Annotated in this window: 15 protein-coding genes; 8 read left to right on the forward strand and 7 right to left on the reverse strand. The window is 72.6% G+C overall.

Annotation, left to right across the window (positions count from 1 at the left end):
• Positions 1-87: 87 nt before the first annotated feature.
• Together JOD49_RS04970 and JOD49_RS04975 are read left to right on the forward strand one after the other, a co-directional pair.
• Positions 88-606: a universal stress protein gene (locus JOD49_RS04970; protein ID WP_205306217.1), complete on the forward strand. Its 519-nt coding sequence runs from the start codon at positions 88-90 to the stop codon at positions 604-606.
• A gap of 100 nt (positions 607-706) precedes the next feature.
• On the forward strand, positions 707-1,075 hold the full coding sequence (locus tag JOD49_RS04975) for a phosphotransferase (RefSeq protein ID WP_372441352.1): 369 nt from the start codon (positions 707-709) through the stop codon (positions 1,073-1,075).
• A 31-nt stretch (positions 1,076-1,106) separates the two neighbouring features.
• Here JOD49_RS04975 and JOD49_RS04980 read toward each other — a convergent pair whose 3' ends face one another.
• Entirely contained in the window at positions 1,107-2,558 is a 1,452-nt protein-coding gene (locus JOD49_RS04980; RefSeq protein WP_205306218.1) for an alanine/glycine:cation symporter family protein, read from the reverse strand.
• Between the two features lie 81 nt (positions 2,559-2,639).
• Positions 2,640-3,236 (reverse strand): YdeI/OmpD-associated family protein, encoded by a 597-nt coding sequence (locus tag JOD49_RS04985; protein ID WP_205306219.1) that lies wholly within the window; start codon positions 3,234-3,236, stop codon positions 2,640-2,642.
• A 97-nt stretch (positions 3,237-3,333) separates the two neighbouring features.
• On the opposite strand from JOD49_RS04985, the gene JOD49_RS04990 reads away from it, so the two are divergent.
• On the forward strand, positions 3,334-5,988 hold the full coding sequence (locus tag JOD49_RS04990) for a DEAD/DEAH box helicase (RefSeq protein WP_205306220.1): 2,655 nt from the start codon (positions 3,334-3,336) through the stop codon (positions 5,986-5,988).
• 6 nt (positions 5,989-5,994) lie between these two features.
• On the opposite strand, the gene JOD49_RS04995 is transcribed toward JOD49_RS04990, so the two are convergent.
• Positions 5,995-6,945: an Acg family FMN-binding oxidoreductase gene (locus JOD49_RS04995; RefSeq protein WP_205306221.1), complete on the reverse strand. Its 951-nt coding sequence runs from the start codon at positions 6,943-6,945 to the stop codon at positions 5,995-5,997.
• 187 nt (positions 6,946-7,132) lie between these two features.
• Between JOD49_RS04995 and JOD49_RS05000 the strand changes: the two genes are divergently transcribed.
• From JOD49_RS05000 to JOD49_RS05010, 3 genes are all read left to right on the forward strand, one after another.
• Positions 7,133-7,861: a VIT1/CCC1 transporter family protein gene (locus JOD49_RS05000; protein WP_205306222.1), complete on the forward strand. Its 729-nt coding sequence runs from the start codon at positions 7,133-7,135 to the stop codon at positions 7,859-7,861.
• Positions 7,862-7,876: 15 nt separating this feature from the next.
• On the forward strand, positions 7,877-8,377 hold the full coding sequence (gene ybaK / locus JOD49_RS05005; protein ID WP_205306223.1) for a Cys-tRNA(Pro) deacylase: 501 nt from the start codon (positions 7,877-7,879) through the stop codon (positions 8,375-8,377).
• Positions 8,378-8,571: 194 nt separating this feature from the next.
• Complete coding sequence (locus tag JOD49_RS05010; RefSeq protein ID WP_205308818.1) at positions 8,572-9,480, forward strand: sulfurtransferase; 909 nt, start codon at positions 8,572-8,574, stop codon at positions 9,478-9,480.
• A gap of 115 nt (positions 9,481-9,595) precedes the next feature.
• Here JOD49_RS05010 and JOD49_RS05015 read toward each other — a convergent pair whose 3' ends face one another.
• Complete coding sequence (locus JOD49_RS05015; RefSeq protein ID WP_205306224.1) at positions 9,596-10,924, reverse strand: DUF1254 domain-containing protein; 1,329 nt, start codon at positions 10,922-10,924, stop codon at positions 9,596-9,598.
• Positions 10,925-11,129: 205 nt separating this feature from the next.
• Here JOD49_RS05015 and JOD49_RS05020 point away from each other — a divergent pair, with 205 nt between their 5' ends.
• The gene (locus JOD49_RS05020) at positions 11,130-11,579 is read left to right on the forward strand and encodes a SufE family protein (RefSeq protein WP_205306225.1); all 450 of its coding nucleotides are present in this window, start codon (positions 11,130-11,132) and stop codon (positions 11,577-11,579) included.
• A 102-nt stretch (positions 11,580-11,681) separates the two neighbouring features.
• On the opposite strand, the gene JOD49_RS05025 is transcribed toward JOD49_RS05020, so the two are convergent.
• Positions 11,682-12,125, reverse strand: a complete 444-nt coding sequence (locus tag JOD49_RS05025) for a winged helix-turn-helix transcriptional regulator (RefSeq protein WP_205306226.1) — start codon at positions 12,123-12,125, stop codon at positions 11,682-11,684.
• A gap of 162 nt (positions 12,126-12,287) precedes the next feature.
• Here JOD49_RS05025 and JOD49_RS05030 point away from each other — a divergent pair, with 162 nt between their 5' ends.
• Positions 12,288-12,659 carry a DoxX family protein gene (locus JOD49_RS05030; protein ID WP_205306227.1) on the forward strand — a complete coding sequence of 124 codons (372 nt, stop codon included), beginning with the start codon at positions 12,288-12,290 and terminating at the stop codon, positions 12,657-12,659.
• A gap of 112 nt (positions 12,660-12,771) precedes the next feature.
• Here JOD49_RS05030 and JOD49_RS05035 read toward each other — a convergent pair whose 3' ends face one another.
• Entirely contained in the window at positions 12,772-13,740 is a 969-nt protein-coding gene (locus JOD49_RS05035; RefSeq protein ID WP_205306228.1) for a bile acid:sodium symporter family protein, read from the reverse strand.
• A gap of 105 nt (positions 13,741-13,845) precedes the next feature.
• Positions 13,846-14,616, reverse strand: a complete 771-nt coding sequence (locus JOD49_RS05040; protein ID WP_205306229.1) for an SDR family NAD(P)-dependent oxidoreductase — start codon at positions 14,614-14,616, stop codon at positions 13,846-13,848.
• Positions 14,617-14,620: the final 4 nt, after the last annotated feature.

The raw sequence follows: 14,620 nt of genomic DNA on the forward strand, positions 1-14,620 counted from the left end.
GCCTGGCCTGGCCTGACCGGGCATGGCCTGACCGGGCCCGACCCGGACCGCCGGGCACGGCCCCGGGTTGCGTCCTACCCTCGAAGCATGGGAGAGAACAGAGGGCTCGACCCGCAACCCGTCGTCCTGGGCGTGGCCCCCGGCCAGCCGGACCACATCGTCCACGACGCGGCCCGCTTCGCGACCCAGTTCGGCGCCGAGCTGATCTGCGCGCACGTGAACGCGGGCCGCTTCGCGGTCGCGGAGGACTCGGCCGGGACGGTGACGTCCGCCCCGATCGACCCGGACTACCACGACGAGCGCGAGGACGAGTTCGACCCCGCGCTCGCGGCGCGCCTCGCCGCGGTGCTCGACCCGAGCGGGGTGCGGTGGAGCACGCGGCTCCTCGTCGGGGACACGGCCGACGCCCTGGGCCACCTCGCCGAGACGGTCGACGCCGCGATGATCGTGGTCGGGACGCACGAGCGCGGGTTCGGCGGCGGTGTCCAGGAGTTCTTCAACCGCTCGATCGCGGTCCACCTCGCGCACCGGCAGAACCGCCCCGTGGTCGTCGTCCCCGCGCGGGCCCCCGGCGTCGAGTCGCCGCTGCCCTGGGTGACGCGCTGATGGCCGCCACGAGCAGGCCCAGCTACCTGCGCTGGGCCTCGATCGGTCTCGTGATGATCGGCGGAGCGTTCGGCGCCGCACGTGGAGCGTCGAGCAGCGCATCGCGCGCGCCGACGAGCGGATCGCCGACGGCGAGGGCCCGTCCGACTGGTTCCCCGAGCACGCGCAGCTCTCTGTCGCCGAGGCGCGTCCGCTCCTCGACCTGACGCCCCCCGTGGACCGGCTCGTGGTGTGCCACGGCGACGCGTGCGCACCCAACACCCTGCTGGCCGCCGACGGCACGTTCGCGGCGCACGTCGACCTCGGGTCGCTCGGGGTGGCGGACCGCTGGGCAGACCTCGCGGTCGCGGCGTGGAGCACCGAGTGGAACTACGGGCCCGGCTACGACGGGATCGTGTACGAGTCCTACGGCATCGAGCCCGACAAGGAACGCATCGCCTACTACCGCCTGCTCTGGGACCTGGGCTGACGTCTCCCCTGCTCGGCGCCGCGGCCCGGTCTTACGCCTTCGAGCCCTGCTGGACCGGCGCCCACACGTCGCCCGGGACGTCCCCGGGCAGGTCGGGGTTCCCGGTCCCGACGAACCGGTCACCACCCCCGGCCCTGCGCAGTCTCTCGTAGTCCTTGAGCGCCCCGAACGCCCAGCGCCCCAGCAGCGTGATCGCGACGAGGTTCACGAGCGCCATGAGCGCCATCGCGACGTCCGCCACGGCCCACACGGCCTCGAGCTCGATGAGGGACCCGATGCCGATCGCGGCGAGCACGAGCGTGCGCAGCGCCGTGAGCGCCTTGGCGCGGATGCCGAGGAACGTCAGGTTGACCTCGGCGTACGAGTAGTTGCCGAGCACCGAGGAGAACGCGAAGACGAACACCAGGATGGTCATGGGCCACACGGTCCACGTCCCGAGCTGGGCCGCGACGGCCGCCTGCGTGAGCGAGGCCCCCGCGGCGTCGGTCGTGGTCCCCGGGTCGAAGACCTCGGGCCCGGCCATGAGGATGATGAACGCGGTCGCCGAGCACACCACGATCGTGTCGACGAACACCCCGAGCGACTGGATGAGCCCCTGCTTGGCGGGGTGCGAGACCGTCGCGGTCGCGGCCGCGTTCGGGGCGCTGCCCATGCCCGCCTCGTTCGAGAACAGTCCGCGCTTGACCCCGTTGAGCAGCGCCGCGAGGATGCCGCCCGCGGTGCCGGCGACGGCCTGGTCGAGCCCGAACGCGCCCTCGACGATCTGCCGGACCACGCCCGGCACGGCGCCGAGGTTCATGAGGATGATGGTCGCCGCGAGCAGGACGTAGACGCCCGCCATGATCGGCAGCACGATCCCTGCGACCTTCGCGACGCGCTTGACCCCGCCGAACAGCACGGGGGCCGCGAGCACCATGAGGAGCACCGCGGTCCAGCCGGGCGAGACCGCGTGGCCGTTGTCGAGCGCCTCGCTGATCGTGTTGGCCTGGACCATGTTGAACGCGAACCCGAACGCGAAGATCAGCAGGATCGCGAACACGATTCCCCACCGCCGCGAGCCCAGGCCGCGCTGGATGTAGTACGCGGGGCCGCCGCGGTAGGAACCGTCGTCCGCGCGGACCTTGAAGATCTGCCCCAGCGTCGCCTCGACGAACGCCGTGGCCATGCCGAGGAGCGCGACGCACCACATCCAGAAGATGGCCCCCGGGCCGCCGAGCGTCAGCGCGATCGCGACGCCCGCGATGTTGCCCGTCCCCACCCGGGACGCGAGCCCCACGCAGAACGCCTGGAACGACGAGATGCCGCCCTCGGCCGAGCCGGTCGAGCCGCCCACGAGCCGGAACATGAGCCCGAACAGCCGCACCTGGACGGCGCGCGTGCGGACCGTGAACCAGATCCCCGCGCCGATGAGGACGTAGATCAGGACGTACGAGTACAGGGCGTTGCTCAACGGGTCGATCAGCGCCTCTTGCAAGACGTCCATGCTTCATTCCTCCAGCCCGACGGCGGTGCAGCCGTCCGGAGGACGCTAACCTCCCACGGCGCCTCGTGTCGCGGCGGCCCCTCAGCGGGGCTGGGAGTGCGCGCGCTCCCCGCGCTGCGCCTTCTCGGCCGTCTCGGCGATCCGGGCCGCGCGCGTCGGGGCCCGCTTGGCGTCCGCGACCCACCCCAGGATCAGCCGGCGCACGCCCGGCGGGAAGGCGTCCCAGTGCTCACGAGCGGGCGGTGCGGCGGCGAACGCCGAGGCCAGGTCGTCGGGGACGACGAGCGCCTCGGCGTCGTCGTACCTCGTCCACGAGCCGTCGGCGCGGGCCGCGTCGATCACCGCGCGACCCGCGTCGGTCATCCTGCCGTCCGCCTCGGCGCGCGCGACCCGTTCCTTGCTCAGCCGCGTCCACCGGCTGCCCGGCCGCCGCCGTGTGAGCCACATCATGGAGCGCTCGTCGTCGATCGTCTGGACGGTCCCGTCGATCCACCCGAAGCTCAACGCCTCCTCGATGAGCTCGTCGTAGTCGATCGGGGCGCGGCCGCTCGCCCGCCGCCACTGCACGACCCAGACGCCGGGCACCTCGTCGTCGTGGTGCTCGGCGAGCCACGCACGCCACTGCGCCGCGGTCTCGGGGTGGAAGCGGGGCGCGTCCGCGCGCCGGTCGGTCACCATCCGCACAGACTTCCACGGGCAGCCGCAGACGCGCGCGGCGAGGGCTCCCGAGGCCCGGGAACCCCCGGGGGACAACGCCTCTGCGACAATGGCCACGATGAGCACCACGACCCCCACCACCCGTCCCGAGCCCGGCCTGGTTCGTCACCTGCCGGCACCGGACGGCTCGGGCACCCCGGACCCTGACGCCCTCTACGAAGGGTTCACCGAGTGGGCCACCGAGACGGGGATCGACCTCTACGCGCACCAGGACGAGGCCGTCATCGAGATCTTCTCGGGCGCGCACGTCATCCTGGCCACGCCCACGGGCTCGGGGAAGTCGCTCGTGGCGGTCGGCGCGCACTACGCGGCCCTCGCCGCGCACCGCGCAGGAGTCCCCGGCCGCAGCTACTACACGGCCCCGCTCAAGGCGCTCGTGAGCGAGAAGTTCTTCGCGCTCGTCGCGGTGTTCGGGTCCGCGAACGTGGGCATGATGACGGGCGACTCGTCGGTCAACCCGACCGCGCCCATCATCTGCTGCACCGCGGAGATCCTCGCGAACATCGCGCTGCGCGACGGTGCCGACGCGGACGTCGCGCAGGTCGTCATGGACGAGTTCCACTACTACGCGGACCCGCAGCGCGGCTGGGCGTGGCAGGTCCCGCTGCTCGAGCTGCCGCAGGCGCAGTTCGTGCTGATGTCCGCGACGCTGGGCGACACCTCGACGTTCACCGAGGACCTCGAGTCCCGCACGGGACGTCCCGTCGCCGAGGTCACGAGCGCCGAGCGCCCCGTGCCGCTCACGTTCGCCTACGTCGTCGAGCCGCTGGGCGAGGTGATCGAGGAGCTCGTCACGACGCACCGTGCTCCCGTGTACGTCGTGCACTTCACGCAGAAGGACGCGGTCGACCGCGCCCAGGCCCTGCTGAGCATCAACGTCGCGAGCCGCTCCGAGAAGGACGCGATCGCGGCCGAGCTGGGCGACTTCCGCTTCACCTCGGGGTTCGGCAGGACGCTCAGCAAGTTCCTGCGGCACGGCGTGGGCGTGCACCACGCGGGCATGCTGCCCAAGTACCGGCGCGTGGTCGAGCGCCTGACCCAGGCGGGGCTGCTCAAGGTCGTGTGCGGCACCGACACCCTGGGCGTGGGCATCAACGTCCCCATCCGCACGGTCCTCATGACGAGCCTCGTGAAGTTCGACGGCGAGCGCATGCGCCACCTCACGGCGCGCGAGTTCCACCAGATCGCGGGCCGCGCGGGCCGGGCGGGCTACGACACGCTCGGCGAGGTCCTCGTCATGGCCCCCGAGCACGTGATCGAGAACCGCAAGCTGCTCGCCAAGGCCGGGGACGACCCCAAGAAGCTCAAGAAGATCGTCCGCAAGAAGGCTCCCGCCGGTGCGGTCAACTGGACCGACGCGACGTTCGAGCGCCTGCGCGACGCCGACCCCGAGGCCCTGACCAGCCACTTCACGGTCAACCACGCCATGGTGCTCAACGTGCTCGCGCGCGGTGACAAGGGCGAGGACCCGGTGCGCGCCATGAAGCACCTGCTCACCGCGAACCACGACACCGACGCCCAGCGCGAGCGCCACGTGCGCCAGGTGTTCCGCATCTACCGCTCGCTGCGCGTCGCGGGCATCGTCGAGCGCGTGCGCGTGCCCGACCCGACGTACCCGAGCGGGCAGCGCCCCACCGTGCGCCTCACGGTCGACCTGCCGCGCGAGTTCGCGCTCAACCAGCCGTTGTCGCCCTTCGCGCTCGCGGCGCTCGACCTGCTCGACGTCGAGTCGCCCACGCACGCGCTCGACGTCGTCTCGGTCCTGGAGGCTACGCTGTCCGACCCGCGCCAGGTGCTCGTCGCGCAGCAGCACCGGGCCCGCGGCGAGGCCGTGGCGGCCATGAAGGCCGAGGGGTACGAGTACGAGGAGCGCATGGCGCTGCTCGAGACCATCACGTGGCCCAAGCCCCTCGCGGACCTGCTCGAGCCCGCGTTCGTGACGTACAAGCACTCGAACCCGTGGGTCTCCGACGCCGAGCTCTCGCCCAAGTCGGTCGTGCGCGACATGGTCGAGCGGGCCATGACGTTCGCCGAGTTCGTCTCGGTGTACGGCCTGGACCGCACCGAGGGTGTGGTGCTGCGCTACCTCGCCGACGCGTACCGTTCGATGCGCCAGACGATCTCCGAGGAGCACCGCACCGAGGAGGTCCAGGACATCACCGAGTGGCTGGGCGAGCTGGTGCGCGGTACCGACTCGTCGCTGCTCGACGAGTGGGAGCGCCTGGCCAACCCCGTCGACGACGACGCGGACGACGAGGTCGGCGACGGCCCGCTGTCCGGCACGGGCGCCGAGGCCCCGGTCCGTCCCGTCACGGGCAACCCGCGCTCGTTCCGCGTCCTGGTCCGCAACGCCCTGTTCCGTCGGGTCGAGCTCGCGGCGCGCGAGAACTACGACGCGCTCGAGGCGCTCGACAAGGCGAGCGGCTGGGACGGCGACGCGTGGGCCGACGCCCTCGACCCGATGTTCGAGCTGCACGGCAACGACGCGATCGGCGTGGACGCCGCGGCGCGCTCGTCGGCCCTCGTGCAGATCTTCGAGAACGGCGTGCGGCCCGACGGCGAGCGCGTCGAGCCGGGCACGTGGTTCGTCCGCCAGGTGCTCGACGACCCGGCCGGCGACCACGACTGGGCGATCAGCGCCGTCGTCGACCTCGCGGCGAGCGACGAGGCCGGGGCCGTGGTGCTGAGCGTCGTGGCGGTCGGGACGATCTGACGCTGCCTACCGGACGACGTCGTCGGCCGGGCGGCGGGGCGTCCGGGGAGACGTCGCGCTGTAGCCCAGCCGCATGACCATCTGCGGGACGCCCGCGTCGAGCGCCGTGGTGAGCTCGGCCCGCGTGGTCGGGTTCTCGAGGACGGTCGTCGCGAACGAGGCGTGCACGAAGTAGGTCGTCGCGGTCAGCAGGACCCGCTCGAGGGCCTGGCCGGCCGCGAGCCAGTCGCGCACGGAGTCGCCCGGGGTCGTGAGGACCGCGAGCGTCGAACGGTGCTCGAACGCGGCCCGGTCGCTCGTGGAGTCGCCGCCGAAGTGGCGCACGGGCGCCAGGGCGTCCTCGCTGCGAGGTCCGAGCGCGGCGACCGGGATCCCGTCGGGGCGGTCGGGGTCGTTCGTGACCCAGCGGGCCTCCTCGACCCGGCCCGAGTGGTCCCGCCCGGCCTCCTCCTCGGCCCGCCGGACGAGGTCCAGCAGGACGGTCCGCTCGGGGGCCTGCGGCGCGAGGCTCACGAACCGCGCCCCCTCGGACGTGGCTGCCTTGTCGAGGTCGTCGACCACGTCGGCGTCGAGCGGCTGGTCCTCGAACGGCACACGGGAGGTGGCGCGACGCTCGATCGCGACCGCGAGGTCGAGCTCGTCGGCGTCGGGCAGGACACCGGGGACCAGGTCGACGCGGGCGACGAGCGCTGGATCGCCGTCGTCCGGGAGCACGGACAGCACCGGACGGAAGGACTCGCGGCGTGCCGCGACGCGCAGGTTCGCGAGGAACGCTCCGCAGCTGATGAACATCTCGCGTCCTGCCGGGTCCGCGTGGGTCAGACGGCGCGAGTCGTCGGCCCGCACGTCGAGCGTCGTGCCGTGCACGTGGACGGACCACGGCTGGGTGTTGTGCACGCTGGGGGCCCGGGAAGCGGCCGCGAGGATCCGTTCGATTCGGGGGTCGTCGATGCTCATGTGCGTTCTCCCTGCTTCCGATGCGCCCCTGACGCATCCCCTGCCGGCGGTCACCTCTGCCACCTCGAGCCTCTCAGGACGAGCACCGATCGGCCAGGGACGAAGGTCCTCGCAGGCCTGAGGTGCAGGTCACAGGCCCGTCAGGGCTCGCCACGACAGGCCCGCTCCCCCGTCCTACGGTGGCCACATGAGCACACCGGGACGGCAGAGGACTCCGCACGAGGGCGAGCAGCACCGGAGCGAAGGGACCGGTGCACGGCTCAACCGCCTCCGCGCCGGCGTCCTCGGCGCGAACGACGGCATCGTGTCGACCGCGGGCGTCGTGGTGGGCGTCGCCGCGACCAGCACGTCGATCCCGGTCATCGCGACCGCGGGCGCCGCGGCGCTGCTCGCCGGAGCGCTGTCGATGGCCGCGGGCGAGTACGTCTCGGTGAGCACGCAGCGCGACACCGAGGAGGCCATGCTCGCCAAGGAGCGCCAGGAGCTCGCGACCATGCCCGACGAGGAGCTCGCCGAGCTCGCGGGGATCTACCGCGCCAAGGGGCTCACGCCCGAGCTCGCGCACGAGGTCGCGGTCCAGCTCACCGCCAACGACCCGCTCGCGGCCCATGCGGACGCCGAGCTGAACATCGACCCCGACGACCTGACGTCGCCGTGGGAGGCAGCGGTCGCCTCGATCGTGTCGTTCACGGTCGGCGGTCTGCTGCCCATGGCGGCGATCCTGCTCGCGCCCCCGGCCGCGCGCATCCCGGTCACGTTCGTCGCGGTCGTCCTGGCGCTGGTCCTCACGGGCTGGGGCAGCGCACGCCTGGGGCAGGCGCCGACCCGGCGCGCGACGATCCGCACGGTCCTGGGGGGCGCGATCGCCATGGCGGTCACGTACGGGATCGGGTCGCTCGTCGACGTGAACGTCTAGGGGCACAATCGTCCTGTGGCCAAGAAGCAGAAGTCGCCCCACGCCGGCACCCCCGCACTCGTCGCGCTCGAGAAGGCCGGGGTGCCGCACACCGTGCACCCCTACGAGCACGACCCGTCCTCCGACCTGAGCTACGGGCTCGAGGCCGCCGCGGCGATCGGCATCCCGGCCGAGCAGGTGTTCAAGACCCTGGTGACGTCGGTCGACGGGGCGCTCGTCGTGGGCGTCGTCCCCGTGGACCGCAAGCTCGACCTCAAGGCTCTCGCGCACGCGGCGGGCGGCAAGAAGGCCGCGATGGCCGAGCAGGCCGCGGCCGAGCGCGCGACCGGGTACGTGGTGGGTGGCATCTCGCCGCTCGGCCAGCGCCAGCGGCTGCGCACCGTGGTCGACGAGTCGGCGCTCGCGTTCGACGCGGTCTACGTCTCGGGCGGGCGCCGCGGGCTCGACGTGGGCCTGTCGCCCGCCGACCTGGTCTCGCTCACGGGCGCGGTGACGGCGCCGATCTCGCGGGACTGACTCCCCCACCGCTACCGCTGCGCGGCACCAGCCGGGTAACACTGTCTCAGCATGTGCGACGGCCCTTCCGGTCCGTGGACGGCGTTCCTAGAGTGACGAACGTGCCCGAGCGGTACCGACCGCGCGGCACGCCTCAGCCCGATCCCGCCCGCGCCGTCCCGCCCGCAGCACCCGTCACGCACCTGGAGGACATCATGTCCGCTCCCCTCGACACGACCGAGAAGATCGCCGCCTACGCCCACCCCGACCGCCTGGTCTCCACCGACTGGCTCGCCGAGCACCTGCACGACGAGAACGTGGTCGTCGTCGAGTCCGACGAGGACGTGCTGCTCTACGAGACGGGTCACATCCCGGGCGCGGTCAAGGTCGACTGGCACACCGACCTCAACGACCCCGACCTGCGCGACTACCTCGACGGCAAGGGCTTCGCCCAGCTCCTGGGCTCCAAGGGCATCTCGCGCGACACCACGGTCGTCCTGTACGGCGACAAGAACAACTGGTGGGCCGCGTACTCGGCGTGGGTCTTCACGCTGTTCGGCCACGAGGACGTCCGTCTCCTCGACGGCGGTCGTGGCAAGTGGATCGCCGAGGGCCGCGAGACCACGACCGACGTCCCCACGCCCGAGCCCGTCGAGTACCCGGTGGTCGAGCGCGACGACGAGACGATCCGCGCCTTCAAGGAGGACGTGCTCGCGCACCTCGGCAACGGCCCGCTCGTCGACATCCGTTCGCCCCAGGAGTTCACGGGCGAGCGCCTGCACATCCCGGACTACCCCGAGGAGGGCGTGCTGCGCGGGGGCCACATCCCCACGGCGCGCAACGTCCCGTGGGCGACCGCGGTCGCAGCCGACGGCACGTACAAGTCGCGCGAGGAGCTCGAGGCGATCTACCAGGAGGGCGGCCTGGGCCTGTCGACCGACGACGACGTCATCACGTACTGCCGCATCGGCGAGCGGTCGAGCCACACGTGGTTCGCGCTGACGTACCTGCTGGGCTTCGACAAGGTCCGCAACTACGACGGCTCGTGGACCGAGTGGGGCAACGCGGTCCGCGTCCCGATCGTCAAGGGAGCCGAGCCGGGCGAGGTCCCCGCGCGCCTCTGACGTCCGCCGTCTCCCGCGGAGGCCCGACGGCGGTGGGCCGGGTCACGTACCCGGCCCACCGCCGTCGGGCCTCCGTCGTGTCACCACGGCGCCGCGGGCGCGGACGTGCGCCGGCTCAGACCCTGCGCACGACCGGCGGGACCCAGCGACCGTCGAGCGCGTCGGGGAGCGGCGCGTAGAGCCGCGTCGTCACGCCCAGCGGACCGCGCGGCGCGGGGAGCCAGTTCGACTCGCGGTCCGCGCCCGGGCTCTCGTGCTGCAGGTACAGGTCGAGCGACCCGTCCTCGCTGTACTGCAGGTCGTCGCGGTCCCCGATCGCGAACCGGTCGAGGGCGTTCGCCACCTGGTAGCCCTCGGCGTCGTACATCGTGACCGACCAGAAGGCCGCCGCAGGCGGGAGCTGGTCGGCGTCGAAGTGCAGCACGTAGTCGTGGTCCCCGTCCAGGGCCTGACCGGCCGCGTCGGTCGCGAGGAGCGGGTAGATCGCGTCCTCGACCGGGTTGGCTCCCAGCCCCACGAGCGTGACGACGGCCCGCTTGAGGTAGAAGTTCCCGTAGACGCCCATGGTGTCGCGGTAGAGCATCCAGCCGTTCGCCACGGTCCCGAGCGTCGCGCGCGACGTGTCCAGCAGCGCGCGGGCGCTCGCCGCCCCGGCCTCGATCTCCGCGATCTCGGCGTCGTCGAACTGCCCGGCGTCGAAGTCCTCGCCCGGGACGATGCCCAGCGCACCGATGCGGGCGAGCACCGAGAAGTCGGTCAGGTGCGGCGGGTTCGTGTCGAGGAGCCTCGTCGCGTCCGTGAAGAAGTCCACCGCGCTGAGGGAGTCCACGAGGTGCAGCGGCTCGGTGCGGGTGTCCGCGGTCGGGTCGATCTCGAACGGCGGCCGCTCCCCCAGCTCCTGCACCGACAGGCCGTCCTGCACCGCGTGGACCGCCGGGTAGTCCGCGACGCCGTTGGTCTGGATGCGCCCGATGACCCACACGTGCGGGGTGGGCGCGACGATCAGCGCGGCGTCCTCCGGGAGGTCGTCGTAGAACTCCGTGAGGTCGCCCTCGTAGTCCGGTCCGACGATCAGGTAGTCCCCCGCGCCCGTCCCCGTGGTCCGCTTGCCGATCGTCGCGAACACCTCGGTCCACATGTCCAGCAGGGGCAGCATGTAGTAGCGGTCGTCGGTGTCGGGGACGTGGAGCAGCACGGGGCCGTCGGTCAGGTCGAGCCACAGGTTCGCGTACAGCGTGTCGAAGTTGGGCCGGACCACCGCCCGGAAGTCCGCGGGCGGGAACTCCCGCAGGTGGTGGAACACGTTGGGCGGCCCGAACCCGGGGCGGACCCCCGCCTCCAGGTTCGTGGCCTGACGCCGGCTGAGGTCCATGGTCACGAGCGGGTACAGGTAGAGGTACGCCTCGTGGCTCAGCGTGCGCAGGTCGTTCGACAGGGTTCCCATGACGCTCCGTCCGTCCGCGCCGTGCGTCGGCGCACTCGTGGCTCAACGTATCCACGGGGAGCGGGCCGTGCGCGTCGAGCCCGGGCCCCGGGCCCGGGGTCGGCTCACCGGACGGCCACCCGCACCCGCCCCCGGCCCGACGGCGAGCCCGTCCGCTGGGCGGTCCGGCACGGCCCGCGCACGCCACGGGTGGGAGGATCGACGCATGACTGACGACGCCGCGACCGAGCTGCCCCCGGTCCTCACCGAGATCCGCGACGACTTCCTCGCGCTCGGCGAGCGCGACCGCCTCCAGCTCCTCCTCGAGTTCTCGCGCGAGCTCCCGGACCTGCCCGCGCGCTACCAGAACGCCCCCGGGCTGCTCGAGCGCGTCGAGGAGTGCCAGTCGCCCGTCCGGGCGTTCGCCGAGGTCGAGGCCGACGGCGTGCACCTGTACGCGACGGCCCCCGCCGAGGCCCCGACCACGCGCGGTTTCGCGTCGATCCTGGCGCAGGGGCTCGACGGGCTGACCCCCGAGCAGGCGCTCGCCGTGCCCGACGACTACCCCTTCATGATCGGGCTGACCAACGCGGTGAGCCCCCTGCGGCTCAACGGCATGACGGGCATCCTGCTGCGTGCCAAGCGCCAGATCCGCGAGCAGGTCGCGGCAGGCTGACGCCGCAGAAGAGACGGCCGACCGGCTCGGAGGCGTGGACGGCCCGCGCCGATCCCGGGCCCCTGCTCGGACGGGGATCCCGCGGGACCACCTCCTCGTGCGTCAGCCCTGTGCGCCCGCGGCCCGGGTGTCGAAGCGCTCCCGGTGCCCCTGGATCGCGTCGGTGTTCTCCATGGCCCACTCCACGAGCGCCAGGACCGGCGGCAGCAACGTGCGCCCCAGGTCGGTGAGCTCGTAGTCGACGCGCGGCGGGACGACCGCGTGGACCGTGCGGCTCACGAGCCCGTCGCGCTCGAGCTGGCGCAGGTTGAGCGTGAGCATGCGCTGGGAGATCCCGCTGATGCCGTGCAGCAGCTCGGTGAAGCGCAGCGGGCCGCTCGAGAGCGTGCCGAGGATGAGTGCGCTCCACTTGTCCCCGACCCGGTCCAGGACGCGCCGGACCTCGCTGCTCGCGTGGTCGGCACCGCAGCCGCCGCCGTCGGGGACGGGCACGTGCAGGGCGTCGGGAGCGGGCGACCGGTCGGTACCGCTGGCCGTTGCGGACATGGGTTCTCCGTTCCTGGACGCACCGGGAACACCGGTGTGCCTTTTGTAGACCGCTCTCAGGTTACCCATGATGTCCTCCGGCACAAAAGGTGACTGACCCTACGGACGGTCACCGACCCACCCTCTTCGGCGCACCTCGCGCCGCGACATCGAAGGAACCCCATGAACATCGCCCTCTGGATCGCCGCAGGTCTGCTCGCCGTCGCCTTCGCCGGCGCGGGCTTCATGAAGCTCACCACCCCGGCCGGCAAGCTCATGGAGCAGATGCGCTGGGTCACGCCCGGCCGCCTCACGGCCGTCCGTGTGCTCGGGGCGCTCGAGATCCTCGGCGCCGTCGGCCTGATCCTGCCGCTCGTGACCGGCGTCGCGCCGATCCTGACCCCGATCGCGGCGGTCGGCCTCGCGATCACGCAGCTCGGCGCCATCCCGCTGCACGTCCGCCTCGGCGAGAAGCAGTCCGTGCCGGTCAACACCGTCCTGCTGCTGCTCGCGGTGTTCGTCGCCGTGGGGCGCTTCGCCGGCTGGGGCGAGTGACGCCGTCGGGCCGCTGAGACGCGCGTCGAGCGTGACGGTCGGGCTGTCCCGGGACCTCCCGGGACAGCCCGACACGCACGCTCGGCGCACGCGCCCGGGCCAGACCCGACGATCACGCCCCGTCGCGCAGCGCCAGCCTTCGCGCCAGCACCGCGCACACGATGAGCTGGAGCTGGTGGAAGACGATGACCGGGACGGCGATCGTGCCCGCGACCGCGACCGGGAAGAGCACCGCGGCCATGGGCAGCCCCGTGGCCAGGCTCTTCTTGGACCCGCACATGAGCAGGGCGATGCGGTCCTCGACACCGAGGCGAAGCACCGCCCCGCCCCACCAGGTCACCGCGAGCAGGACCGCGAGGATCACCGCGCTGATCCCGACCAGCGCGAGGATCGTCCAGCCCGAGATCCCGGCCCACACGCCCGCGCTCGTCGCGGCGGCGACCGCGCCGAACACCACGATCAGGATCGTGCCGCGGTCCACGGACAGCGTGAGCCACCTCCGCGCCCGGATCCATCGGCCCACGAACGGCTGCAGGAGCTGGCCCACGACGAACGGGGCGAGCAGGTGCGCCAGGACGTCCCGCAGACCGCTCAGTCCGCCGGTCGCGCCGCTCGACGACATGAACCACAGGACCAGCAGCGGCGTCACGACCATGCCCACGACGTTCGAGACCGTCGCCCCGCAGATCGCGCCCGCGATGTTCCCGCGCGCGACCGACGTGAACGCGACCGACGACTGGACGGTCGAGGGCAGCAGCGACAGGAACAGGATGCCCGCCGCGAGCGGGGCGCCGACCAGCGGGGTCACGGCCCACGACACCGCGAGCCCCACGAGCGGGAAGACCACGTAGGTCGAGGCGAGGATGCCGCCCTGGAGTCGGACGTTCCTCAGTCCTGACCAGACCTCGGTCGTCGACAGGCGCATGCCGTAGACCAGGAACAGGACCGCGACCGCGACGTCCGCGACCGCGTCCACGACGCGCTGGGCCTCCGCGGGGACCGGGACCACGAGCCCCAGGACCATGGTCGCGACCAGCGCCACGATGAACGGGTCGACCCACTGCTTGAGAACCTGGCGCACGGGACCCGAGTCTAGGTGCCGCCCGGTGCTACGGGCCCCGCCGGGCCAGCACGTGTCAGAACCAGCGAGCCCTCGGGGTCACGCTCGTTCTGACACGTCGGCGGGTCAGAACAGCGTGTACCCGCCGTCGACCGTCACGACCGCCCCCGTCATGAAGCTCGACGCCTCGCTCGCGAGCAGGACCACGACCGGCCCCAGCTCGGCCGGCGTCCCCCACCGCTTCATCGCGGCGGGCGCGACGCAGTCGTCGTAGTACTCGGGCTGGTCCACCGGCGACGCCTCGGTGAGGATGTAGCCCGGTGCGATCGCGTTGACCCGGATCCCGTGCGGCGCCCACTCCGCGGCGAGCCCCTTGGTGAGCTGGTGCACCGCGGCCTTCGACGCGAGGTACGCGGGCTGCCAGCGTGGACGGTTCACGATCTGCGCGGACATCGAGCCCACGTTGACGATCGTCCCGCCCCGCCCGTCCGCGACCATCGCCCGGGCCACGGCCCGCGAGCAGTACCAGACGCCGTCGAGGTTGGTCGCGAGCGTGCGGTGCCACACGTCGTCCTCGATCTCCAGGGCCGCGCCCCCGATCGAGATGCCCGCGTTGTTGACGAGCACGTCGACCCCACCGCCCTCGCGCCCGACCTGCTCGACGACGTCGTCCACCTGCTCGCGGTCCGTCACGTCGAGCTCGTAGCCGTGCGCGTCGAGGCCCAGCGCGCGCAGGTCGTCGGCCGCGGCCCGCGCGGCCTCGATCGTGGTCGCGGTCAGCGCGACGCGCGCGCCCGCCTCCCCCAGCGCCTGGGCGAGGCCGCGGCCGATGCCCCGGCTCCCGCCCGTGATCAGCGCCGTGCGGCCGGCGAGCGAGAACGAGTCGAGGACGGGCATGAGG

The sequence above is a fragment of the Oerskovia jenensis genome (assembly GCF_016907235.1).
GTDB classification, from domain to species: Bacteria; Actinomycetota; Actinomycetes; order Actinomycetales; family Cellulomonadaceae; genus Oerskovia; species Oerskovia jenensis.